Annotated in this window: 26 protein-coding genes and 1 tRNA gene; 16 read left to right on the forward strand and 11 right to left on the reverse strand. The window is 53.9% G+C overall.

The annotated features are described in order from the left end of the window. Positions 1-14 precede the first annotated feature (14 nt). The 4 genes from AC1DKH_RS13905 to vapC all read left to right on the forward strand — a co-directional run bounded on the left by AC1DKH_RS13905 (position 15) and on the right by vapC (position 1696). Positions 15-431 (forward strand): hypothetical protein, encoded by a 417-nt coding sequence (locus AC1DKH_RS13905; RefSeq protein WP_477752655.1) that lies wholly within the window; start codon positions 15-17, stop codon positions 429-431. Between the two features lie 6 nt (positions 432-437). Continuing rightward, positions 438-890 carry a hypothetical protein gene (locus AC1DKH_RS13910; protein WP_477752656.1) on the forward strand — a complete coding sequence of 151 codons (453 nt, stop codon included), beginning with the start codon at positions 438-440 and terminating at the stop codon, positions 888-890. Between the two features lie 168 nt (positions 891-1058). Continuing rightward, the gene (gene vapB / locus AC1DKH_RS13915; RefSeq protein ID WP_223544571.1) at positions 1059-1289 is read left to right on the forward strand and encodes a type II toxin-antitoxin system VapB family antitoxin; all 231 of its coding nucleotides are present in this window, start codon (positions 1059-1061) and stop codon (positions 1287-1289) included. Beyond that, the gene (vapC, locus tag AC1DKH_RS13920; protein WP_477798438.1) at positions 1289-1696 is read left to right on the forward strand and encodes a type II toxin-antitoxin system tRNA(fMet)-specific endonuclease VapC; all 408 of its coding nucleotides are present in this window, start codon (positions 1289-1291) and stop codon (positions 1694-1696) included. The genes vapB and vapC overlap by 1 nt, the downstream gene beginning before the upstream one ends. A gap of 77 nt (positions 1697-1773) precedes the next feature. On the opposite strand, the gene gabP is transcribed toward vapC, so the two are convergent. After that, positions 1774-3165, reverse strand: a complete 1392-nt coding sequence (gabP, locus tag AC1DKH_RS13925) for a GABA permease (RefSeq protein WP_477752658.1) — start codon at positions 3163-3165, stop codon at positions 1774-1776. Between the two features lie 564 nt (positions 3166-3729). Here gabP and AC1DKH_RS13930 point away from each other — a divergent pair. The 12 genes from AC1DKH_RS13930 to AC1DKH_RS13985 all read left to right on the forward strand — a co-directional run bounded on the left by AC1DKH_RS13930 (position 3730) and on the right by AC1DKH_RS13985 (position 13793). Beyond that, positions 3730-4503 (forward strand): ABC transporter ATP-binding protein, encoded by a 774-nt coding sequence (locus AC1DKH_RS13930; RefSeq protein WP_137804039.1) that lies wholly within the window; start codon positions 3730-3732, stop codon positions 4501-4503. Between the two features lie 13 nt (positions 4504-4516). Further along, positions 4517-5263, forward strand: a complete 747-nt coding sequence (locus AC1DKH_RS13935) for an ABC transporter substrate-binding protein (protein WP_477752659.1) — start codon at positions 4517-4519, stop codon at positions 5261-5263. A gap of 78 nt (positions 5264-5341) precedes the next feature. After that, a complete protein-coding gene (locus AC1DKH_RS13940) occupies positions 5342-6037 on the forward strand; it encodes an ABC transporter permease (protein WP_008046524.1) in 696 nt (231 codons plus the stop codon). Then, positions 6034-6723 (forward strand): ABC transporter permease, encoded by a 690-nt coding sequence (locus tag AC1DKH_RS13945; protein WP_223457877.1) that lies wholly within the window; start codon positions 6034-6036, stop codon positions 6721-6723. The genes AC1DKH_RS13940 and AC1DKH_RS13945 overlap by 4 nt, the downstream gene beginning before the upstream one ends. Further along, positions 6704-7933 (forward strand): methyltransferase, encoded by a 1230-nt coding sequence (locus AC1DKH_RS13950; protein WP_477798439.1) that lies wholly within the window; start codon positions 6704-6706, stop codon positions 7931-7933. Before AC1DKH_RS13945 ends, AC1DKH_RS13950 begins: the two co-directional genes overlap by 20 nt. A 344-nt stretch (positions 7934-8277) precedes the next feature. Further along, on the forward strand, positions 8278-9102 hold the full coding sequence (locus AC1DKH_RS13955; protein WP_477798440.1) for an FkbM family methyltransferase: 825 nt from the start codon (positions 8278-8280) through the stop codon (positions 9100-9102). 78 nt (positions 9103-9180) lie between these two features. Next, positions 9181-9256, forward strand: a tRNA-Thr gene (locus tag AC1DKH_RS13960). Between the two features lie 163 nt (positions 9257-9419). Further along, positions 9420-10748: a tyrosine-type recombinase/integrase gene (locus AC1DKH_RS13965; RefSeq protein ID WP_477798441.1), complete on the forward strand. Its 1329-nt coding sequence runs from the start codon at positions 9420-9422 to the stop codon at positions 10746-10748. 416 nt (positions 10749-11164) lie between these two features. Further along, positions 11165-11362, forward strand: a complete 198-nt coding sequence (locus AC1DKH_RS13970; RefSeq protein WP_477798442.1) for a hypothetical protein — start codon at positions 11165-11167, stop codon at positions 11360-11362. Positions 11363-11652: 290 nt separating this feature from the next. Further along, positions 11653-12633, forward strand: a complete 981-nt coding sequence (locus AC1DKH_RS13975; RefSeq protein WP_477798443.1) for an integrase domain-containing protein — start codon at positions 11653-11655, stop codon at positions 12631-12633. Beyond that, positions 12630-12905 carry a hypothetical protein gene (locus AC1DKH_RS13980; RefSeq protein ID WP_477798444.1) on the forward strand — a complete coding sequence of 92 codons (276 nt, stop codon included), beginning with the start codon at positions 12630-12632 and terminating at the stop codon, positions 12903-12905. Before AC1DKH_RS13975 ends, AC1DKH_RS13980 begins: the two co-directional genes overlap by 4 nt. 201 nt (positions 12906-13106) lie before the next feature. Further along, positions 13107-13793 (forward strand): FRG domain-containing protein, encoded by a 687-nt coding sequence (locus tag AC1DKH_RS13985; protein WP_477798445.1) that lies wholly within the window; start codon positions 13107-13109, stop codon positions 13791-13793. 191 nt (positions 13794-13984) lie between these two features. Here the strand turns inward: AC1DKH_RS13985 and AC1DKH_RS13990 are convergent, their stop codons facing one another. The 10 genes from AC1DKH_RS13990 to AC1DKH_RS14035 form a co-directional block, all read right to left on the reverse strand. After that, positions 13985-14377, reverse strand: coding sequence for a hypothetical protein (locus AC1DKH_RS13990; protein WP_477798446.1), 393 nt, complete (start codon positions 14375-14377; stop codon positions 13985-13987). 199 nt (positions 14378-14576) lie between these two features. Next, positions 14577-15098 (reverse strand): hypothetical protein, encoded by a 522-nt coding sequence (locus tag AC1DKH_RS13995; RefSeq protein ID WP_477798447.1) that lies wholly within the window; start codon positions 15096-15098, stop codon positions 14577-14579. A gap of 3 nt (positions 15099-15101) precedes the next feature. Continuing rightward, the gene (locus AC1DKH_RS14000) at positions 15102-15953 is read right to left on the reverse strand and encodes a TIGR04255 family protein (protein ID WP_477798448.1); all 852 of its coding nucleotides are present in this window, start codon (positions 15951-15953) and stop codon (positions 15102-15104) included. Positions 15954-17408: 1455 nt separating this feature from the next. Next, positions 17409-17720 (reverse strand): TM2 domain-containing protein, encoded by a 312-nt coding sequence (locus tag AC1DKH_RS14005; protein ID WP_477798449.1) that lies wholly within the window; start codon positions 17718-17720, stop codon positions 17409-17411. 589 nt (positions 17721-18309) lie between these two features. Next, on the reverse strand, positions 18310-18804 hold the full coding sequence (locus AC1DKH_RS14010; protein ID WP_477798450.1) for a class I SAM-dependent methyltransferase: 495 nt from the start codon (positions 18802-18804) through the stop codon (positions 18310-18312). Between the two features lie 111 nt (positions 18805-18915). Then, entirely contained in the window at positions 18916-20091 is a 1176-nt protein-coding gene (gene hxsC, locus AC1DKH_RS14015; protein WP_477798451.1) for a His-Xaa-Ser system radical SAM maturase HxsC, read from the reverse strand. After that, entirely contained in the window at positions 20085-21542 is a 1458-nt protein-coding gene (gene hxsB, locus AC1DKH_RS14020) for a His-Xaa-Ser system radical SAM maturase HxsB (RefSeq protein ID WP_477798452.1), read from the reverse strand. The genes hxsC and hxsB overlap by 7 nt, the downstream gene beginning before the upstream one ends. Further along, positions 21535-21837, reverse strand: coding sequence for a His-Xaa-Ser system protein HxsD (gene hxsD / locus AC1DKH_RS14025; RefSeq protein WP_007983228.1), 303 nt, complete (start codon positions 21835-21837; stop codon positions 21535-21537). The genes hxsB and hxsD overlap by 8 nt, the downstream gene beginning before the upstream one ends. Next, positions 21837-22325, reverse strand: a complete 489-nt coding sequence (gene hxsA2 / locus AC1DKH_RS14030; RefSeq protein ID WP_477798453.1) for a His-Xaa-Ser repeat protein HxsA2 — start codon at positions 22323-22325, stop codon at positions 21837-21839. The genes hxsD and hxsA2 overlap by 1 nt, the downstream gene beginning before the upstream one ends. Further along, positions 22264-22528 (reverse strand): hypothetical protein (locus AC1DKH_RS14035; RefSeq protein WP_477798454.1); only part of this gene is annotated, 265 nt, incomplete at its 5' end. The genes hxsA2 and AC1DKH_RS14035, both read right to left, overlap by 62 nt.

Below are 22528 nucleotides of genomic sequence, written 5' to 3' on the forward strand. Positions count from 1 at the left end.
ACGGAACGATGCCCATGGCCTCCGCCAACAAGCAGCAAAAACGCGCCTCCCGCGCCAAGGCCAAGGCCAAGCAGAACCGCACCCAGCGGGCTGCCGCGCCGGTGGAACTGGACCCGAACGATGATCGCATCGACTTCGAATCGGTGGACCTGACCGACATGTTCAAGGAGATGATCGACGCACAAAAGATCAGCCAGCAGGCCATGTGCGCGGCCTTTCTGGAACATCCGCTTATCGCACTGGTACTGGAGCAGGAAGGTGAGGAAACAGCGACAGACTTCATCCTCGCTGCTCTGATCGAATATCGCCAATGGTCGACCGAAACCGACGAAGCCAGCGCCCTGGCGTGGATCGAATCACCGGCCTTCCAGGCTGACTACGTGGCGGCGTCCGACGCCATTGCCGCGCAAACCCAACAGAAACCGAACTGAGTTCCCATGGCCTCCCTGAACAAGCAACAGAAACGCGCCAAGCGTGCAAAAGCCAAAGCCAAGCAGATCAATATCCACGGCCGCAAACCCGCCGCGCTGGACGATGACCTTGGCCACCTCGCCGAACCGATCCCGGAATACACCCTGGCGATGTTCAGCAAAATGCGCGACGCGGAAGCCGTCAACCGCAGCGAAATGCTCTCGGTGCTGCTGACGAACCTCGCCTTTATCATCATCGACCATCCAGAACTGCTGGACATGGAAAACGCCGATGACGAAGGCATGGCCGCCACCCACCTGGCCGCCGACATGCTGATCGACTACCGCATGTGGGCCGACGGCATGGACCGCGACGCCGCCCAGGCATGGCTGAGCGAGCCGCAGTTCATCGCCGATTTCAGCGCTGCACTGGATGTCTACCGCGAGTCGCTGGAAGTACCGGAAGAAAAAGCCGAGTAAGGGTTACGACTCAAACAAAAACGGCCGCTCGTCATCACTGACAGCGGCCTTTTTAGCTCTGAATCGAGTGCTTTCCTTCCGTCAGGCACCGCGTATATCCCATTGACATATCCAGCGCAAAATCTATCCTTTGGACACATCGCGCCAGCAAAAGCGCAGGAGGTCCAAATGGAACAGACAACCCTTTTCATGAGCAATCGAAGCCAGGCCGTTCGCCTGCCGAAAGCTGTAGCCATGCCAAGCGACGTGAAACGAGTCGACGTCGTCGCCGTAGGTCGAAGCCGAATCATCACTCCCGCCGGTGAAACCTGGGACAGTTGGTTCGATGGCGAAAGCATCACGGCAGACTTCATGACCGATCGCGAGCAACCCGCCGAGCAGGAGCGTGAGTCGTTCTGATGATCAAGTACATGCTCGATACCAACATCTGCATCTTCACCATCAAGAACAAACCACAGGTGGTACGGGAGGCGCTCAACCGTCATCACGGCCAACTGTGCATCAGTGCGGTCGCGCTGATGGAACTGATCTACGGCGCGGAAAAATCAGCAGCGCCCGAAAAAAACCTGGCGGTCATCGAGGGCTTCGCCGCCCGACTTGAAGTCCTGCCCTTCGACAACGAAGCAGCAGCGCACACCGGAATGATTCGATCCGAACTGGCAAAGGCCGGCACACCCATAGGCCCGTACGACCAGATGATTGCCGGGCACGCACGCTCACGCGGGTTAATCGTGGTCACCAACAACCTGCGGGAGTTCGAGCGCGTTCCAGGGTTACGCGTAGAAGACTGGGTTCATGTCGACTGAACACCGAACAATCGACAGAAACAAAAACGGCCGCTCGTCATCACTGACAGCGGCCGTTTTGCATTACGCGGTATGGATCAGTTCAGCACCACCGCGCCGCGTTTTTCCAGGTTGCGGCGGCGAGCCACCAGCAAGCCGGCCGCTACCACCAGAGCACTGAGCAAGCCGGTCGCGAGAATTTCCACACGATGGGCTTCCTGGAACAGCATGATGGTCAGGGCCGCGACGATGAACACGATCACCGCGTAGGTCAGGCCCGGGAACAGCCACATGCTGAAGACGATTTTCTCACCGCGAGCCACACGCTGTTTGCGCATGCGCAGTTGCGAGATCGCAATCACCAGGTACACCAGCAGAGCAATAGCGCCGGAGCTGGCCAGCAGGAATTCGAACACCGCCGCCGGGGCCACGTAGTTGGCGAAAGTTGCCAGGAACGCGGCACCAGTGGACAGCATCACCGCCCAGTAAGGCGTACCACTTTTGTTGGTGCGGGTGGACATGGCCGGCGCATCGCCGCGCTTGCCCAGGGAGAACAACATCCGCGACGAAGTGTAGAGCGCCGAGTTCAGGCAGCTGGTCACGGCGACCAACACCACAATGTCGACGATGATCTTGGCGTTCGGGATGCCCATGCGTTCAAGCACAGTCTGGTAGGAACCGAGGCTGGCCAGTACCGGGTCGTTCCAAGGCACCAGGGCCACGACGATGAAGATCGACACGAGATAGAACAAGCCGATCCGCCAGATCACCGAGTTGGTGGCCTTGGAGATTTGCTTGCCAGGGTTCTTCGACTCCGCGGCCGCGATGGTCACGATCTCGGTGCCCATGAAGGAGAACATGGTGGTCAGGATGGCACCCAACACCGCGCCCATGCCGTTTGGCAGGAAGCCCTGGGTGTCGAACAGATGGGAAACGCCGCTGACCTGGCTGCCCGGCAGGAAGCCGAAGATCGCCATGAGGCCCAGAACAATGAAACCGATGATGGCCAACACTTTGATCAGGGCAAACCAGAACTCGAATTCACCGTAGTTTTTTACGCTGAAGAGGTTGGTCACGGTCAACAGCATCGTGATGACCAGGGCGAAGGCCCAGATGTCCACACCAGGGAACCAGGCATGCAGGATGGTCGCGGCGGCGTTGGCTTCCAGTGGAATCACCAGCACCCAGAACCACCAGTACAACCAGCCGATGGTGAAACCGGCCCAATGACCGATCGCGCGGTCGGCGTAAGTCGAAAACGAACCGGTGTCCGGCGAGGCAACGGCCATTTCGCCGAGCATGCGCATCACCAGCACCACCAACATGCCGGCGGCGGCGTAAGCCAACAGAACAGCCGGACCTGCAGCGGCGATGGCGTGACCCGAGCCAACGAACAAGCCGGCGCCGATAACCCCGGCAATCGACAGCATGGTCACGTGGCGCGGTTTGAGCCCCTGTTCGAGGCCATTAGAGCTTTGGGTACTGCTCATTAAAACTACCTTTGTAAGGAGAAGCGAATGCGTGCATCCCGTTCGGCGGTCCTTCTCGTAAAAAGAAGCCAACGGGGCGTTCTGGATTCTGCACGCAATAATTGCGCCAAAATATTTCAAAACCCTCTAGCCCGGAGATCTCGCTCTGATCGGACGGTCATCGCAACCCATTGAATTTAATGGCACTTTGCCAGAGCGTTACCCTGCAACCCACTTTGTGGGGCGAATCAGTGCACCGGAAACACACCTGAAATTGGCTCTGTGCACATTAAAAGTGCGCAACCGGTGCATTTGGCCGGATAGCGCTTCCAACACCCTGTCAAAGCTGGCAACATCGCGCCTTTTTTTGCGGCAGCCGCCGCGCTTTTTATCGACAGGCAAGGTTCAAACGGCTGTTCGGTTGTTGATGGGGCGACAGTCTGCTGCACCGATGCGACAACCTGCCACACGCCAGCCGTTTACCGTCCGTAGCGCTGTTGGCTGCCATTGAAACGCTATGCTAGGTTGGCCGCCTCGCCAGGAAGGCCGCCAACAGCAGGAGCGCAACATATATGAGGAACGCACATGGCTGAGGCCACGCCCGCGCTTGAAATCCGCAACTTGCACAAACGCTACGGTTCGCTGGAGGTGCTCAAAGGCATCTCGCTGACCGCCCGCGACGGCGATGTGATCTCGATCCTGGGTTCCTCCGGCTCTGGCAAGTCCACGTTCCTGCGGTGCATCAACCTGCTGGAAAACCCGCACCAGGGCCAGATCCTGGTCGCCGGCGAAGAACTCAAGCTCAAGGCCGCGAAGAACGGCGAACTGGTGGCCGCCGACGGCAAGCAGATCAACCGCCTGCGCAGCGAAATCGGTTTTGTGTTTCAAAACTTTAACCTGTGGCCGCACATGAGCGTGCTCGACAACATCATCGAAGCCCCGCGCCGCGTGCTCGGCCAGAGCAAGGCCGAAGCCATCGACGTGGCCGAAGCCCTGCTGGCCAAGGTTGGCATCGCCGACAAGCGCCATGCCTATCCCGCGCAACTGTCCGGTGGCCAGCAACAACGGGCGGCCATCGCCCGCACCCTGGCCATGCAGCCCAAGGTCATCCTGTTCGACGAGCCCACCTCGGCGCTTGACCCGGAAATGGTCCAGGAAGTACTTAATGTCATCCGCGCGCTGGCCGAAGAAGGCCGCACCATGCTGCTCGTGACCCACGAAATGGGCTTCGCACGTCAGGTCTCCAGTGAAGTGGTGTTCCTCCACCAGGGCCTGGTAGAAGAGCAAGGATCGCCACAGCAGGTGTTTGAAAACCCGCTTTCGGCGCGCTGCAAACAATTCATGTCCAGCAACCGCTAACGGAGCTACCCACATGCAGAACTACAAAAAGGTCTTCCTGGCTGCCGCCGTCACCCTGGCGTTCAGCGCCGGTGCCATGGCCGAATCCCTGAAGATGGGCATCGAAGCGGCTTACCCGCCGTTCAACAATAAAGATGCCAGTGGCAATGTCGTCGGCTTCGACAAAGAGATCGGCGACGCCCTGTGCGCCAAGATGAAAGTCGAGTGCACCGTCGTGACCTCCGACTGGGACGGCATCATCCCGGCCCTGAACGCCAAGAAGTTCGACTTCCTGATTTCCTCGATGTCGATCACCGACGAGCGCAAGGGCGCGGTGGACTTCACCGACCCGTACTACTCCAACAAGCTGCAATTCATCGCCAAGAAAGACGTCGACTTCAAAACCGACAAGGACTCCTTGAAAGGCAAGGTGATCGGCGCCCAGCGCTCGACCCTGGCAGGCACCTTCATGGAAGACAACATGCCGGGCGTTGAAGTCAAACTCTACGACACCCAGGAAAACGCCTATCTCGACCTGACTTCCGGCCGCCTGGACGGCATCCTGGCCGACAAGTACGTCAACTACGAATGGCTGAAAAGCGACGCTGGCCGTGGCTACGAGTTCAAGGGCGACCCAGTGGAAGAAAGCGACAAGATCGGTATCGCTGTCCGTAAAAAGGACCCGATCCGCGAGAAGCTGAACGCCGCCCTGAAAGAAATCGTCGCTGATGGCACCTACAAGAAGATCAACGACAAGTACTTCCCGTTCAGCATCTATTGATTCTGACCTGCCTGACCGGTGCCGCCGTTTGACGGCGCCGGTTCTCGGCCTTGCCTGCCGCGATTTGAAAAGAAATCCATGATTATCGACCTCTACGGATTCGGCCCGGCGCTCGCCGCTGGCGCGCTGATGACAGTGAAACTGGCACTCTCGGCCCTATGCCTGGGGCTGGTGCTCGGTCTGCTCGGCGCCTTGGCCAAGACCTCCCCGTACAAGCCGCTGCAATGGCTTGGCGGCACTTATTCGACCCTGGTTCGCGGCATCCCTGAATTGCTCTGGGTGCTGTTGATCTACTTCGGCACCGTCAACCTGATGCGTGCCCTGGGCGAGTTCTTCGGCAACCCCGACCTCGAACTCAACGCCTTCGCCGCCGGCGTGATTGCACTGGGCCTGTGCTTCGGCGCCTACGCCACGGAAGTGTTTCGCGGCGCGATCCTCGCCATCCCCAAAGGCCATCGTGAAGCCGGCGTGGCCCTGGGCCTGTCGAAGTGGCGCATCTTCACCAAGTTGATCATGCCGCAGATGTGGCGCATCGCCCTGCCCGGCCTGGGCAACCTGTTCATGATCCTGATGAAAGACACCGCGCTGGTTTCGGTGATCGGCCTGGAAGAAATCATGCGTCATGCGCAAATCGGCGTGACCGTCTCCAAACAGCCGTTCACCTTCTTTATGGTGGCCGCGTTCATGTACCTGGGCCTGACGGTGCTGGCGATGACCGGCATGCACTTCCTGGAAAAACGCGCCGCTCGCGGCTTCGCGAGGAGCACCCAATGAACTGGGAAGTCATCATCAAGTGGCTGCCGAGACTGGCCCAGGGCGCGACCCTGACCCTGGAACTGGTGGCCATCGCCGTGATCGCCGGTTTGCTACTGGCCATTCCACTGGGCATCGCCCGTTCGTCGCGCCTGTGGTGGGTGCGGGCATTTCCCTACGGCTACATCTTCTTTTTCCGTGGTACGCCGTTGCTGGTTCAGCTGTTCCTGGTCTACTACGGCCTGGCGCAGTTCGACGCGATTCGAAACAGCTCGATGTGGCCGTACCTGCGCGATCCGTTCTGGTGCGCCACGGCGACCATGACCCTGCACACAGCGGCCTACATCGCCGAGATCCTGCGCGGCGCCATCCAGGCGATTCCACCGGGCGAGATCGAAGCGGCACGGGCACTGGGCATGTCCAAACCCAAAGCGCTGCTCTATATCATCCTGCCGCGCGCCGCGCGCATCGGCCTGCCGGCCTACAGCAACGAAGTGATCCTGATGCTCAAGGCCAGCGCCCTGGCCAGCACCGTGACCTTGCTGGAACTGACTGGCATGGCCCGCACCATCATTGCCCGGACCTACCTGCCGGTGGAGATCTTCTTCGCCGCGGGCATGTTTTACCTGGTGATGGCCTATGTGCTGGTGCGCGGCTTCAAGCTGCTGGAGCGCTGGTTGCGCGTCGATGCCTGCCAAGGGCGTTGAGGATTGCGTGTTGACGGGCGAGGCCCTGCTCGCCCGTTTCACCGCGCTGGATGCTTTTCTGACAGAGCATCAGGCACTGTGGAAACCTCGGCCGTTCACTCATCGGCAACTTCCCTGGGAAGCGTCCTACCCGGAGTTAGCCGCATGGCTACGCGAGCGAACGCTGGAAGACGCGGAAAACGCTCACAACCAACCTGCCCTCCTGAATGCACCGGAACCCTTTGCTTGCTTGGCAACGATGTCCGTTGCCTTGAGTGCCGTGGATGAATTGCCCGCACGCGCGCTTGAAGCGGCCGGCCATCGGTTGAACGTCGATGTGCCGGGGCGCAAATGGCAACAGATCGAAGCCTTCGCCAGTCGATTACAGTTTTCCGAGGCACCGCGGCATTGGCTGGACTGGTGCTCGGGCAAGGGACATCTGGGGCGCCGCCTGCTACAAGCGGGGCAACAACTGACATGCCTGGAATACGACCCGGCACTGGTCACCAGCGGCCAGGCACTCAGCCAACGTCATCACCTGCACGCACTGCATATTGAACAAGATGTGCTCGCGGCAGACGCAGCTGCTTTACTGAGTGCGTATCACACGCCCATCGCGCTTCACGCCTGCGGTGATTTGCATGTGCGACTGATTCAACTCGCCAGCGCAACAGGCTGCAAACAAATCGCCATTGCGCCGTGCTGCTACAACCGGATCGGTCTTGCCCAATACTCGCCGATTTCCTCAGCCGCCAAAGGCTCCGGCTTACAGCTTTCCCTCGACGACCTCGCATTGCCCATGAGCGAAACCGTTACCGCCGGTGCCCGCGTGCGACGTCAACGCGACACCTCCATGGCCCGGCGTCTGGGCTTCGACTTGCTGCAACGGCAACTGCGCAGCATGGACGAGTACCTGCCAACCCCTTCCCTGCCCAGCGCCTGGCTGGACAAACCTTTCGCCGATTACTGCCATCACCTGGCCGCACTCAAAGAGTTATCCACAATCGTCCCGCAAGATTGGCCAGCCCTCGAAGCTGCCGGTTGGCAGCGACTGGCCGAAGTGCGCAACCTTGAACTACTACGCGGACTGTTCCGACGCCCGCTGGAGCTTTGGCTGGTCCTTGACCGGGCACTTTTCCTCGCCGAACAGGGCTACAGCGTCCGCATCGGCACCTTCTGCGACACCCCGCTCACGCCGCGTAATTTCCTGCTCCTGGCCGAACGCGCTTAAACCCGTCCGACCTGTGGATAACTCTGTTGATGGAATAATCACGGATCCAATATCCACGCCTGTTTCAGGGCAAAATCAATACTGTTCATTTTTTGTACACCTGCATAAAAAATCGAAAAAACAGGTATTTACGGACAAATGAGAACGGATCCACAAAATCGGCCTAAACCCAGTGCGCTGCCGATGGCATTGTGCATAAGCATTTAATGAAAACGACATAAATGCCTAATCCCGGACCGCTGACAGGGGAAATTGCACCGCCGCACTTCTCTTGATATACACAAACGCCAGGGCGCCAGCATGCGCGGCCACGAACAAGAACATTCTTCCGACAGGATGCGCCAGTGACTTTCATTTCCTACGCACAGAATTTCGAAGACATACGCCTGTGGCGCGCCCTCAAGACTGTCGAGAACGGCTTCTACATCGACGTGGGGGCGAACCATCCCACCCATGACTCGGTCACCAAGGCGTTCTACGACAACGGCTGGACCGGCATCAACATCGAACCGATGCCCAACTACTACCAAGCCCTGTGCCAGCAACGCCCCAAAGACACCAACCTGCAGTGCGCGGCCGGGGAAAGTGCTGACGACCTGACCTTCTACGGCATCACCGGCACTGGCCTCTCGACCCTCGACCCGGCCATGGCCAAAATGCACAAAGACGCCGGCATGGACGTGCGCAGCCAAACGATCAAGTCCCGCACCCTGACCTCCATCTGCGAAGAACACGCCCGGGACCGCGCCATTCACTTCCTCAAAATCGATGTCGAAGGCCACGAAGAAACCGTCCTGCGTGGCATGGACTTCACCCAATGGCGACCATGGGTAATCCTCATCGAAACCCCTTGGGCCCGCGACCAGACCTGGGAAAACCTCGTCATTGACGCCGGCTACCAATCCATCCTGTTCGACGGCATCAACACCTACTACCTCGCCGAAGAACACTTGAACCTCAAACCTGCCTTCGACATCCCGCCGTGCAACCTGGACGAATTCCAGTTCTGCAAAGGCCACAACTTCAGCCACCCCATCGGCGACGCCGAACACCAGCTCGCCGCCGCCCTGCAACGCGCCGAACAGGCCGAAGCACAGCTGCGCGCGATGCAAAACAGTCGAACCTGGCAAGCCATTCAGAAACTCAAGAAAACCCTGCTGCGCGCCTGACCTGAAGCTCGAACAAAAATAGTCAGAATTCAGGGGTTTACAGAAGCCAACCAATCGCTATAATCGTCGCCCTGACACGCCGGTATAGCTCAGATGGTAGAGCAACTGACTTGTAATCAGTAGGTCCCGGGTTCGATTCCTGGTGCCGGCACCACATTAGGCTCCATTGCATTCCACCGAATGCTCTGGAAGCCCCGAAAACCCGCCCTTTGGCGGGTTTTTTCGTTCCAGGACCCTCTGTCGGGATCCAACAAAATCCCCCTTCCCAGCAGCTATCTTTGGGGTACAGCGTCTTTGTTATCTGGAGACCGTACCCTATGCCACGTCTAGCGATCCCTCTCAGCGACCTGCAATGCCGTACGGCTAAACCCCGCGAACGCGCCTACAAGCTTTTCGACGGCGGCAGCATGTACCTCTTCGTCAAACCCAACGGCGTCAAGACCTGGCGCCTGAGGTATTTCAAGCCCAGCGGCAAGGAAGCCACGCTGATCATCGGCAATTACCCCATCGTGTCCTTGGCCGTCGCAAGGCGTAAGCGCGACGAGGCCAAAGCGCTGCTGCTCGACAACTTAGATCCCATGGAAGAGAAGAGAAAGGCCAAGATCGCAGCTCAGCGAGCGGCTCTGCTTTTCGAAACCGTTGCCCTTGAGTGGCACGCCGACATGTCCCGCCGCTGGACCGAAGGCCATGCAAAAACGGTGATGAGCCGACTGCGCACCCACGTGTTCCCGCTCATAGGCCAACGGCCCATCGCCGAACTCGATACCCACGACCTGCTGGAAATCACCCAGCGCATCAAGGAACGCGGCACCATAGATGTGGCGCTCAGGGTGCAGAACTACTTATCCACCATCATGCGCGGGGCCAAAAGAGCTCGGCAGATCAGCGAGAACCCCGCGCTGGATCTTGCAGGCTCGATCCACGCGCCGCGTACAATCCATCGCCCTGCACTCTCGCTCAATCGCCTGCCCGAACTGCTACACCGCATCGACAACTACCACGGCCGTGAGATGACGCGCCTCGCCGTCCTGCTAACGCTCCATGTGTTCGTCCGGTCCAGCGAATTGCGCTTCGCGCGATGGAGTGAATTCGACTTTCAACGGGCCATGTGGGAAATCCCCGACGTGCGTGCACCGATTGACGGGGTACGTAACTCCACACGTGGGACCAAGATGAACGGCGACATTCAAATCGTCCCGCTTTCACCACAAGTTATCGAGATTCTGCAGCGGCTGCGCAGCCTGAGCCGCTTTTCAGAGCTGGTGCTGCCCGGTGATCACAAATACTGGAAACCCATGTCCGAAAACACCGTGAATCAGGTGCTGCGCAATGTCGGATATGACACGGCCAAGGATGTATGCGGCCATGGTTTCAGAACTATGGCCTGTAGCGCCTTGCTAGAGTCAGGGCTGTGGACAGATGCTGCCATCGAACGGCAGATGAGCCACAAGGAACGCAACCGCGTGCGCGCCGCGTATATCCACAAGGCCGAATTCCTAGAACAGCGCAGGCTGATCATGGCGTGGTGGAGCAACTACCTCGATGCCAACCGCCATGGGCATCTGACGCCCCACGAATTCGCCCACCCGGTCGGCGACAACATCACCGCCCTGCCAAACAGTCGTGGCACATTCCATCGTGGGTAAGCCTGTGAGGTCACCGCAGTCCGCCCTTCCACGCGGGCCCATCCAAACAGGGCAGCAAAGCCGCCCTGCTTGGATGGGCCTCACTTAAAAAATCTAAAGCCGGCGCAACTGTCTGTGGAAAACTACTGATTTCCACCGGTGGATAGTTTCATCCACAGCCCCAGAATCCCCGAGAAATCGAGCCTTGACCGAAATTATCCACAGGCGTAAAAAAGATCGTGCAAGCGCTGTCGTTGACAGCAACCCAGGTAGCCAGAACCTTTGAGGCTACGCCACGAACGTGGTGGTTCACCCCCAAGTGCGATTAGCGTCCGGCGGCTCGCACAGTCACAGCAATGTGATGGATGCCTACTTCTCAGCTTTGCCTACTGCAGCAAAACCCACCCTACCCGGCTGCCCTGCAGCAACCTATCCGCTTGACCATTTCACTGCGCCAACCTGCGTTCGTCTCTTACTTCCTGGAAGAGACGAACGCTCTTACCGCTGCTGCAGCCCAACTCGTACAAGGCTTTGCGGCATTCCCCCTTGTGACAATCGGCGTGACAAACACCGAAGTCACCAGCAACAGCGATGCAGATGATGGTGCCGCAGCCCACGGAATGGACTGCACCTGACTGACAGTCAGGCATGCCCCGGTCATCGCATCCCTGCCTTCACCTGACTCAAGATCTCGCGGCGCCGGTCTCGTCAGCCAGCGCAGCCTCCACCCGCCCACTTCCTCGGAAGTGCTCAGGAGGCCAGATCATGAGATGCCCAAGCTCCCGGTCGTAAAGAGCCGCCAGTCCCGCGTTAGTGGACAACCCTCACAGGTCGCAGGGGCCTTGATCCCTGATAGCACTCAACATCCATGGCGGGATGACGTGGGGAAAGTTTCAAGGGGTTTAGCTTTGAGAGGAGTTTGATCATGGCATTGGTCGGTAGACGGGGCGAGCGTAATTTTGGATGGGGTCGGCAACTGAGCTATGCCGGGCCGCAGGCATTGCGCGATATGTTTGGAGGCGGGCATTATGGCACGGTCAAAGCACACAGTGATCGGTGGCAGGCGTTTGTGCGGTGGTGCCGGTCGGAGGATGGACCGGGGTTTAACGATTCGCGAAAAATTGATCGGCAGACCTTGTTGGACTACGCCGGACATCTACGGCAGCAAGTTGAACAAGGGGCTATCTGCATCGCCACCGCACAAAACCGGCTGTCCAGCGTGAACCGAACGATGGCGGCGCTTCGCGGTGATCAATATGTGAAAGTGCCGAGTCCGAGCAAGGTGCTGGGAATGCGGCGCACCAGTGTTCGTCGCTCGGTGCCACAAGGCCAAGACCGCGAACACGTGAAGCGGATCGTCGAGGTGCTGTGCGAACATCAAATGCCGCGCGCCGCTGCCATCGCGCAGTTAGCGCGAGCCACCGGCATGCGCTTACGCGAGGCCATTTTGGCCGACCTACCACGTCTAAAACGTGAGGCCGAACAATACGGCAAGATCAACATCCAGGACGGCACCAAAGGTGGCCGCTCCGGTGCGTCGGCACCTCGCTGGATCATGGTGGATGACCATATTCGTGACGCGCTGAGGCTTGCCGAACAGGTCTCACCCGACGGTAGCCGCAACCTGCTTGCACCGAACGAACGCTACATCGATTTCCAACGGGGAATCGTCCGCCCCGCCCGACACATCCTCCATCAGCACAACCTTAAAGGCTTCCACGAATTGCGGGCGGCCTATGCCTGCGAACGCTACGAGCAAATCACCCATCATCTCGCGCCCATCAACGGTGGCCGCTGCTATCAGCTCAACCGACGGCTAGATCAGGAAGCCCGAGTGCAAATCAGCTATGAACTCGGGCACGGCCGTATCGACGTGGTGTCGGCTTACATTGGCGGCCGAACATGAGCAAGGCATTCGATATGGAACTGTTCCTGGCCGGCGCTCTGACCGGGTCACATGCCACACGCGAGCGTCACCTATGCCAAGCAAAGGCCATTCAAGCGGCGATTTCTAATCGCTGGCACCGCGACAATCCATGGACCTGGCAGCAAAAGCATCTCGACTGGTTTCTAAATCACCACCTGAACCAGCACGCTGAATCGACGCGCTATTACTATCTGCTGACCATACATTTGCTCGCTCTTCGCTTAGGAAAATCCTGGCAGTTCAACTGCTAGGCAAAGGTCAGTGATCGGCCAAGAGCCGACGACATACGAAATAATGGCAAATAAATGGCCTCGGGTTTACGCTTACCGTCCTGAACGCGCAGACGCTTACACTATGCTGGATTTTCGGGCCAACCAGGAAGTGGCACAACTACAAAAAACGCATCCACCAAGTTTGGCGCTTGAATACTTTTTATAGTTTCCAGGGGCACCATGATAATCACCAACTTCATAGAACTCCATAAAACCCTTGAAAAATATAAAAATAGTAGTGCTTGGATATTTAGAGGCCATGGTGATCCATCATGGGAACTCAAGCCTAAATCCGGCCGCACTCCTTACTCAAATTCAAACGAGCAAGCTATTTTTAAAGCTTGGAGACGTCGAGCCAATGAGTTTATAAAGGAAAGGCCCGACTCTGATTGGGAATGGCTCGCTATTGCTCAGCATCACGGCTTAGCTACTAGATTGCTTGATTGGAGCTACAACCCTTTAGTTGCCGCTTTTTTTGCGGTTTCAGAAAATCATCAAGATAAAGATGCAAAAATATTTTGTTATAAATGCATGTGGGAATTTGATACAAAAAAAATCAAAAGCCCATTTGACATCAAGAGCGCGGGAAAGTTTAAGCCGACTGGATTAGCCCCTAGAATTATCAGGCAGAGCGGGATATTTACAATAAGCTCAAACCCCAAAAAAGGAATTGATGAGTTAATGCGAGAGGACGAAGCATTAGAGGTTATTACCATATCGAAAGAATATCGAAAAACTCTTCTTCAAGATTTAAATTTTTACGGCATAAACACCTCATCAATTTACCCAGATTTAGATGGATTATCCGCACACATAAACTGGATAGTGGAAAGCAATATTTACAATCTTGCGCCTGAGAAGACGTGACAAAACGCTATATAACTAGTTAGTTATATAGCACATATAGTGATCTTTGATATACCCAACGCCTAAGAAATACACAACCAAACATAACCAAAACATCTGCAATAGATTTTATGCAAGTGAAGTATTTAACGACAGTGATGGATAAAATTTAGACTAGAGCAGGAGCCCACCTAGTCAAAAATCGTTTAAGACTAGACGATAGGCGTACGTGTAAAAATCAAGGCAAGGTCTCTTCGAGCCTGTTTTATTAAGGCTTTTTTTCTGTCTACAGATAGTTGAAATATATCAATGTGCGCTTCATCCCCAAGCTTAGCGGTATCATAGATAGCCATCATAGGCTGGTCGAAAATTGCGCTATTAGGCCCAGCATCAGGCCTAGGCTTAAGCGCTCGCACATCGCCACATTTAGCAGTAACAACACCTAAATAGGAGCGATCATTTGCGGAATCGCTATTATTTCTGTTGTGTGCCTCTACAATTTGTTTACCGCGAGCATGAACACTTGGGTCTATAGTTCCATCAGCGCTGCGCTGGCAAGACAGCCCTACATGCTGGCAATCACTGAAAAATGCCGTCTTGATCACATCCCCATCCATGTGAATGGGCGAAAACACGAACCGATGGGCATACTCTTCATCAGATACTATGCCGTGCGAGCAGTCGCTAACCGACTCCAGCTGACAGACACCGTTCGGGAACTGTTGATCGATGAGGTTTGCCCGTTGCTTGATATTGTCTCGATCAACGGGCAGGGCTTCGAAAAAGGTGCGACAAACCATAGATTTAAATTGAAGCTAAATAAGATAGAAATTCGCGATTTACAAGTGGCGAGCTCACATGCACATCATCGCTAGCAAATCGTACTGACCCTGCATTAAAAATATAATGGTAGGTACCGTCGCCCGGGAAGGAGGCTTCCAAATATACGCCATTTATCTCCCAATAAAGAGAGATTTCACCATCAGACGCCAGCATAGGTTCAGGCAAAAAATACTGCGGTGGCAAACTAGAAACGAAAACCCGTGCATCTATAAGCGATCCCGGCATCACTGGATCAGCGTTATACCCGTCCCAGCCTGGTTCAAGCTTTGAATAAGCAGCCAAATCCTGATAGAGCTTTTGAGACTTAAGAATCTTACCCATTTCATGAGTTGATGGTATCAACGTTTCATGGGTGAGATTGTAAGATCCATAGCTTGTAGGCACGAAGGCGCCGTTTGCAGTCTGACTGCTACTTGGCTGACTATAGGTAGCATCACTCATAGTCGAAGAAAGATCACCGTAATAGTTGCGAGCTACTGACATATCCTACTCCTCATGCCTTCTAGAGCTAAAAGAAATAGCTTCCTTGACTTCCGAGCTAAGCATACTACCTATAATTTCTTTGTTCTCTTGGTGTAGATATTCAAAAACGCCTTTCAGCAGAGAACTTAACTCCCTGCCTTCCTCCGTAATGTCAAGATTAGCTTGCGCGTAGTACTTGTGCGTAGCCTGGATTTGGACATTTTGAAAATTGGCCACCTTGGTAACATTTACGTTTACGTTGGTGAGCAATCTACCCGGAACATCAAATGTTGGGTCGCTGAAAAATCCGTGATGCGAATGAAACTCTTGCGCAACATTGACGAAATTAGCTGTCAAATAAGGAGAGGCGCTATCAAAAAGATCTACCAATGGCCGAAACACGCCATCCTCAAAAGTTACTTTAAACTCATCAAGGTACTGCAAGGCAAAGATAGATGCCTTCACATGTTTCGACAGCCAGTCTGAGATAATACCTAGCACGCTGCTTACTTCAGCTAATACTTGAGCCCAGCGACTGTATTCGCCGCAAATTATGGAAAGACTATTTGCTTGGATATTTAAGGCGAGAGCTATCTCACCATCTACCTTGAATTTTTCAAAGGTCACACCGCTCATCATCATAGGGTGTGGAACGGATTGATTAAAAAAATTTCCGCCCGCAGGAAAATTCACCACAAGCTGCTGCTGCTCTCCAAATTTCGGGAGAATAGTTTTTAGCTGGGCATGCAGCGCCGTGCCAGGCTGGAAATCGGCAAAAACGTGGGGTTCAATAGGTTGTGCGTACTCGAAAACAAAGAGAACGTTGCGGATCGCATGTCCACGCTCCTCGTTATATGGCACAATTGTTGCTTTCATAACACCCCAAATTAGCTTTACACCAAAGCCCGATTGCCTTTCACCTGACATCCGACGCTGTAGGTATACCTACAGTAATCGCAAGTATAGTAGCAGCGGCTATTCGCCATGAATAGTATCCTATCAATTGAAGGTCAATCCTTGATTCCAATTGGCTTCTAGGGCACATAGGAGCCTGTCATTCACTCAACGGATGCTGTCGGATCCGCTGACGCTGCAGAGCGATGAAAAGCTTGCGTTTGTCGATAAATGGACAGTTTTTGCGACAGTCCATTGCACTTAATCAGCTGTTTGCACAGCTAATGAGAAGTCGATCGCGCTCGAGCTACTTACTCAGTTTCATTTGACGTGATCAGCTGCGGAGAAGGCTCCGCCGCGTCTGCGGCACAGCGCTGTCACGCAGAGAACGAGGGGCTAGCCTGCATTCATCCTAAAGATGGTGGAAAATGCCCTTTTAGGATCAGCGGCTTAGCGCTTGTCGTATAAGAATTCCCTCCCTCCCACAGCAGCTGCTGCTGCGAAGGCTCTGATCCGACTGGCTGCTTCGCGTGAAACCGTTTTAGACCGAGTTTGGTAGTCAGAAACGCAACGAAAATCGCGCTCCTTCGCAAACTCAAGGTCTGTTGACTAACCCACATGCTGGCAGATTTGACGTAGCAGCGCGCCTTCAAAACGGGGGCATGCGTTTCACACAGCCTGGGTCGACTCCAGCCTATTGCCCATGGAGTTAATAGGCTGCAATGTTCAAATTCAGGAGGTTTATTATGCCGTATGCTGCTCTGGATGATTTACGTGCAGGTCGACAACGTGCTGATGCCTTATAAATCCCCGATTCGATTCCACCGAAAGCCATAACTAGCTGATTTATTTATAGTTACTGGTTGAGGTACGCCAAATTTTCCAGCGAATTCCAGACCCGCAGAAAACCTAGCCTCGCGGACCACCACCGTTCGTCTGGTGCCGCACCATATAAAACGAAGGCTCGCAGAAATGCGGGCCTTTGTTGTTTCTGGCATCCAGAAATCCAGCGGCTACAAACAGCCCCTGTAGATACAGGCTTCCCCCCACCTGCACCAAAATCTGGCGGCACACCTAACTGTTACAACTTCACTTCAGAGTGACGTTGACGATCTGCTCCAGCGACTTAAAATGCCCCCTAATACACCCGCCAAGCCTAGGTTGACCCAGTCAGCAAGCTCAAATCGTGCGGGTTTTCTTTGCCTGGAGAAAACTACATGGGGGCCTTCGACAGCTGGCCCTCAGCGTAGAACAGCCCGACCTATCCACAGATGACCAGGCTGGCTAAAGATGAGATTGCCGGTACTCAAATTGATCCGTTACCAGCAAGAGCTGACAGGGCCTGGATCCTTTTCAGGGATGATCCAACGGCGCAGAACCTCATCAGTCGTACTTGCTCAGCGACCTGCAAGATTGACTCGAATCGGGTAACGAACTTCAGTTTTTCTCGATGAGAGCCACTTCAAGGCGGGCATCATGTCGAACTTTTTCGGAGTGCTCACGAATAATGCCCGGAATCAAAAAGAGGTCCACAAGCAGCCAGATGCCTGTGACGATAAGAGGGATCAGAGTAAAAAACCCGACGATCGTAATAATCAATTGTGCGACCGCAGTTCCGGTCTTACCGAGATAGAACCGGTGGCCACCGAAGCCTCCCAGGAAAAACCACAGCAGATAAGCCACGCCTGTTGATTTTTGAGCGTTGGCGACCTTTTGCTCAATTAACATCTCGGCTTGCAGGGAAGACATTCAGATTTCCTTTCCCGTCAGGGAGTCTATGTGCCGGGATGACACTAAGGTGAATTGAAGCGCAAGGATGGCATCTTGCAATCAATCATCTGAAATTGAGTGAACTGGCGGTGGCGTTTTTCAAGGTCGTCGGAGAAAGACAAAACATGGAGCAATAGAGTAGGCGTACACCCAGCACGGACTGCAAAACCGCCTTGGTTGGAAGGATCTGGCTTAGAAAAGCTAAACGTCACTGGCGAGTCTGTGGAAACGACAAATTCCTAGCAGTGGATAATTTCATCCACAGCCGCAGAATTCCCGAAAATTCGAGCCTTGACCCAAATTATCCACAGGCGTAGAAAAGATCGGGCAAAGCGCTGTCATTGACAGCAACCCAGGTAGACAGAACCTTTAAGGCTACGCCCCACCGTGGTGATTCTCCCAAAGTGCGATTAGCGTTCGGCGGCTCACACCGTCACAACGATGTGATGGATACACCTTCAATGAATCGCTTAATGATCGTCCCCCGATACTATCTCGACGATCAGAAGATTAGTCAATCCACGGCGTTTTCACACAGTCTGAACCTGAAGCCGACAATCAGATGCGCCTATAAAGCTGCGAGCGATTCAGGTTTTTTCTGTGCAACCACTTTCACGGTGGCATGTTTTTTATCAGGACCTACAGGTCGCTCTAAGTAATACTTGATAATGAACTGTTTTTCTAAAAGCCTTTTTACTTCTCCGGGAAGACTCAGCTCTCGCCAGTTTTCGCCATTACCAGCAATGCTTTCATAAATAAAAAAACCGTCCGACTGGATTACATCAATCAAATTAGCAATTAAATTCTCATGGTATAAATGAACAACTATGACAGCTGAGAATGCATTATTTAAAAACGGCAGTAACTGCCCGCAATCGAGGATCACCGGGCGTATGTTTTTGCAATTTAAATACCATAAGTCGCTGAAACTTTTACAAGAAAAATCAGCAGCTATTACATTCGCAAAGTACCTTGACAATAAGACGGAATTACGACCATAGCCGCACCCCAAATCAAGAGCAAGAGACCCTTCAGGTAAATTCAGCCCTGATATCTCTCTCACCAAAAAACCTGACGGCTCATTGGATATTGGCTTTTTATGTCGACTGTATTTTTCTATAATTAAATTTACTCCGCAGCGCAACAAATTACAGAATAATTTGTATGCCAACCTTTAACGTAGATCAAAAAAAGGTATTAGGCTCTTACTGTAACCATGCTTGATCCCTGACGAAAAAAATCCTCCGCAGTCCGACTTTCGAGTGCATACCTCGCACTCGGTGGCGTATTCATTTTTCCAGTCACTGATTGACTTGCGGTAATAGGGATAAATGTCTGAATTCACTAGGCAGAGTTGGTGGTTGTAGACCGAGATATGCATGCCATACTTGGCCAGAATGCCAACCGATTTGCTGAGTGTGTCTTTGTAATCGAATGGGTCGATCCACAGCTCATCAAGATTGGCCCTGGTAAAACCCATCATCTCAAGGCCCATCAGCGCCACATGGTCAACAAACAAAAGATTGCGTGCGATAAACTCACATAGTTCAGGAAGGCGTTGTATCGATAGCTTGTGAATGACGACTCGGATCTCAACCTTCTGGCCCAAGCGCTTCAGATTGAGAATGCCCTGAATGGTTTCATCGAATGCACCTTGGGCCTGGACAATGTAGTCATGCAGAGTTGGATCGTCTGAATAGACAGGGATTCCGATCATCGCGTCGGGCAATTCAATCTGCGCATACCGTTCAGCGAACGCTGGGTCCTTAAAACTGCGCCCGTTCGAGAGAATGTGAATCGCGGTTCGTGGCAGATAACTTTTTGTCAGGCTGATGATATTAAGGAAACGCTCCCGGTTGGTCGTCGGCTCGCCCCCGGTAAACACCAGCTCGCGGGTATCTTTTGGAATCAGCGGAATCAGGCTCTCGATTTCGTCGAGTATCCATGAGTCATCAGCTGCTTTCGGCGGTTGGGAACACATGAGACAGTAATGATTACACTGCTCTGTGACCAGAATACTGTTGTGCGGCGACGATGCACGAAACAGCACTCGGATGTTATGACGATCCGCTGAAAGCCGGATAATGTCGCCATCACCGATATAGCTATATTCCTCCGGTAGAATTGAGAAGTCGGAATCGGAAGGGAGCGCGTCAACCAGTTGCCGATGTTTATCAACCAGCAGATAGTGCGCGAATCCGTGGGGTATCTGGTTATCAGAAACCAGGTAGGCCATTTCTCGTCGCAAAACTTCAGGCAGATTCCGACTGGTTGACACTTTGGCCAAGGTGATGACTTTGTCAACGTCAACCGCATGTATACGGATTATCTTTCCGCCGAGTTTCAGCATCGGTTGGCCCACCCCATAAAAATCCGTTTCGTTTGCTCATCGCTTCCCATCAGCTCAATGAGGTGCTTGAAAATCGCCATATTCCGCTTGCAGAAAGCAGATTCAGGCTTTCTTGCCACCACATCCTTGTGTATTGCGTGATGGTAGACAGGTTCAGCGCCACAGTAAGGTTCGAATGCGCAGTCAGAACACATGGGGGCACTTAAAGTGAAGGAGTTTTCCAGTGCATCCAGAAGCTGATCAGAGAGGATGATCTCCTCATATGAATGCTCAAGAATACTGCCCAGCCGGAACGTATGATCACCCATTTCGGCAAGCATACGGCTTTCATCTGAGGCGTAGACCGATCCGTCGTAGTTGAACACGATGGCTGCGATACCAGCACCAGCAGGGTTCATTAAATCAACAAACCCAGGGTCCCCTGATGTCAGCATTTTTGTCAGCACGATCGCGGAATACTGCTCTACAAATCGTATGCCCGACTTGTTTAGCTCAATGATGTACTCAAGACCCTCCTTGTAAAATTCCAGCCAGCGCTCCGTGTCATACGACATGAACTTCTTGGTCTTGATCGCAAAGCCGTAAGGGGAAAGCGTGCGCAGGAAGATGCCATCAAAGCCCAAGCGTAAGTATTCATCAATAATGTCACGTGCTCGTGGCAGACTCTTATCGGTGGTTGTCATCAGGGCAGACACTTGGTCATAGCCAAGGGCTGCACGGGCTTTTTTCAAGCCTGCCTCGAAACGCTGATGACTATCTCGGCCTGGCCGTGGACGATTTGCATTGTGCAGATCCATCGGCCCATCGAGAGAAGATGAAAGCACGATATTATGCTGCTTACAGAAATCGAGCATGTCATCGGTCAGTAGCGATAGCGTGGTCGCAATGACGAACCGCAGGTCACGTCCTTCCTTAAGGTTACGTTTTTTTGCCTTAAGAACGACGTACTTCACCATTTCGAAGTTCAGCAGCGGCTCGCCACCCTGAAACTCAATTTTGATGGCTGGATTCGGAGACCTAAAAACGAAATCTAACGACTTGTCTGCCATCTCCGTGGTCATGTCGAATTCGCCTTTGCTTTCCGACTGCCTCGATACCTGGCAATACGGGCAGCTATGGTCGCAGCGAAGGGTCACCACAAAGATATGCAGATTGGTGAACTGGGCCAACCTGGACAGCCGCGTGCGAATCTTGAGTGCCAGAAGCTGGAGTGGAGCCTGCTCATTGGTGAATCGAATGAACTGTTTTGACCGCAGCGTAGCGATCAGTTCTGGTGAGAGCGCAAACGTCTTGCTTATGATCGGCTCAAGCATCGGCGCCGGTATGACATGAAACTCGCCAGCCATGTTGGTGATGACGTACTCGTCGTCATTCAGGCGGTCAAACTTAAAGGGCAGCAACTCGTAGGTCTGTTGCTGCGCGTAGAACTCCAGCTTCTGGAATTTACTCACTAGTCAGCCCGGTTTTTGAAAAAGCCAGTCCAAGGATCAGGTTCTTGATCGGCTGCGTCTCAACGTTCAGCCGGTGGCGCAGTTGGTAGTCAAGTACGTCCTTCTTGAACTCTTGCACGGCAGTCAGAAAGGAAGGCTCGTCAACACCAATATTCGAGGATAAGGCACAGATAAATTGCCCCCCTGTTGATGTGATATCAACCGTCAGTGAATTGATTGAGCGATAAGCGGCTTTTTGCAGAACCTGCGCGTCATAAAGCCGCTCATCAAAGACAAGCGTATCCGAGAGTGCCATTAGGAGCCCGAGGTATGAGAGGCATGAGAAACGTGAGAGGCATGTGAACTGTGAGAACTGTGGTAAGCCATCATCTGACCTTGGTCCCCGCGTTTGAGAACAAAGGCGAATTGATCATCGCCACTGCGTACCAAAAGGTTTTCGCTTTGTGCATCGGTTTGGAACGTGTGTGTGGCGTCGGTTCTGGGCTCGACAACCTCATGAGTAGTTATCGCTGAAGCTTGTTCTGTGGCTATGGCTGCAGCCAGAGTAGTCAGAGGAACTAGAAAAGAACGCTTTTTCATTTGGATGTCCCTATCATTGTGGGGGTTATTTTTGAGTTTCGGCGCGCGCCTCTGTGATGTCAATATGCAATCGATTTTTGGCGCCTTTTCCCGATGGCGGGCATTCTCGAAGACTAGCAGCGTATGGCTTCTCTCGCTGGATTCATGCCTTAAGCACCTCCTTGTGTTCTTCAGCGAGCTTCCCGACAGGTAATGCAGAGCCATAAATTCGAGGCGGCATTGAGCGAGGAATACTTTTCTGCCATGGAAACCGAAGCCTGTTGCCGCTGACCGAAAACTGACCCAGTAAAGGCTGTTCTGCCGACTGAAAACTGACCCAGGTGTTCAATTGCTTCTGCTCACTTTTCGAGCAGGAGAACACAGGGTGATCAGCATGGAAATGTTGGGAAAAATCCGGCGGATGTACT

Source organism: Pseudomonas sp. 05L36 (assembly GCF_056398125.1).

Bases quoted from the DNA above. Each gene is read 5' to 3' on its own strand.
- AC1DKH_RS13995 (WP_477798447.1), bottom strand. From the start codon at position 15,098: ATGTCAGTAGCTCGCAACTATTACGGTGATCTTTCTTCGACTATGAGT.
- AC1DKH_RS13930 (WP_137804039.1), top strand. From the start codon at position 3,730: ATGGCTGAGGCCACGCCCGCGCTTGAAATCCGCAACTTGCACAAACGC.
- AC1DKH_RS13910 (WP_477752656.1), top strand. From the start codon at position 438: ATGGCCTCCCTGAACAAGCAACAGAAACGCGCCAAGCGTGCAAAAGCC.
- vapB (WP_223544571.1), top strand. From the start codon at position 1,059: ATGGAACAGACAACCCTTTTCATGAGCAATCGAAGCCAGGCCGTTCGC.
- AC1DKH_RS13905 (WP_477752655.1), top strand. From the start codon at position 15: ATGGCCTCCGCCAACAAGCAGCAAAAACGCGCCTCCCGCGCCAAGGCC.
- AC1DKH_RS13945 (WP_223457877.1), top strand. From the start codon at position 6,034: ATGAACTGGGAAGTCATCATCAAGTGGCTGCCGAGACTGGCCCAGGGC.
- hxsD (WP_007983228.1), bottom strand. From the start codon at position 21,837: ATGGCACTCTCGGATACGCTTGTCTTTGATGAGCGGCTTTATGACGCG.
- vapC (WP_477798438.1), top strand. From the start codon at position 1,289: ATGATCAAGTACATGCTCGATACCAACATCTGCATCTTCACCATCAAG.
- AC1DKH_RS13975 (WP_477798443.1), top strand. From the start codon at position 11,653: ATGGCATTGGTCGGTAGACGGGGCGAGCGTAATTTTGGATGGGGTCGG.
- gabP (WP_477752658.1), bottom strand. From the start codon at position 3,165: ATGAGCAGTACCCAAAGCTCTAATGGCCTCGAACAGGGGCTCAAACCG.
- AC1DKH_RS13950 (WP_477798439.1), top strand. From the start codon at position 6,704: ATGCCTGCCAAGGGCGTTGAGGATTGCGTGTTGACGGGCGAGGCCCTG.
- AC1DKH_RS14000 (WP_477798448.1), bottom strand. From the start codon at position 15,953: ATGAAAGCAACAATTGTGCCATATAACGAGGAGCGTGGACATGCGATC.
- hxsA2 (WP_477798453.1), bottom strand. From the start codon at position 22,325: ATGGCTCTGCATTACCTGTCGGGAAGCTCGCTGAAGAACACAAGGAGG.
- AC1DKH_RS13965 (WP_477798441.1), top strand. From the start codon at position 9,420: ATGCCACGTCTAGCGATCCCTCTCAGCGACCTGCAATGCCGTACGGCT.
- AC1DKH_RS13985 (WP_477798445.1), top strand. From the start codon at position 13,107: ATGATAATCACCAACTTCATAGAACTCCATAAAACCCTTGAAAAATAT.
- AC1DKH_RS13940 (WP_008046524.1), top strand. From the start codon at position 5,342: ATGATTATCGACCTCTACGGATTCGGCCCGGCGCTCGCCGCTGGCGCG.
- hxsC (WP_477798451.1), bottom strand. From the start codon at position 20,091: ATGCTGAAACTCGGCGGAAAGATAATCCGTATACATGCGGTTGACGTT.
- AC1DKH_RS13980 (WP_477798444.1), top strand. From the start codon at position 12,630: ATGAGCAAGGCATTCGATATGGAACTGTTCCTGGCCGGCGCTCTGACC.
- AC1DKH_RS13935 (WP_477752659.1), top strand. From the start codon at position 4,517: ATGCAGAACTACAAAAAGGTCTTCCTGGCTGCCGCCGTCACCCTGGCG.
- AC1DKH_RS14005 (WP_477798449.1), bottom strand. From the start codon at position 17,720: ATGTCTTCCCTGCAAGCCGAGATGTTAATTGAGCAAAAGGTCGCCAAC.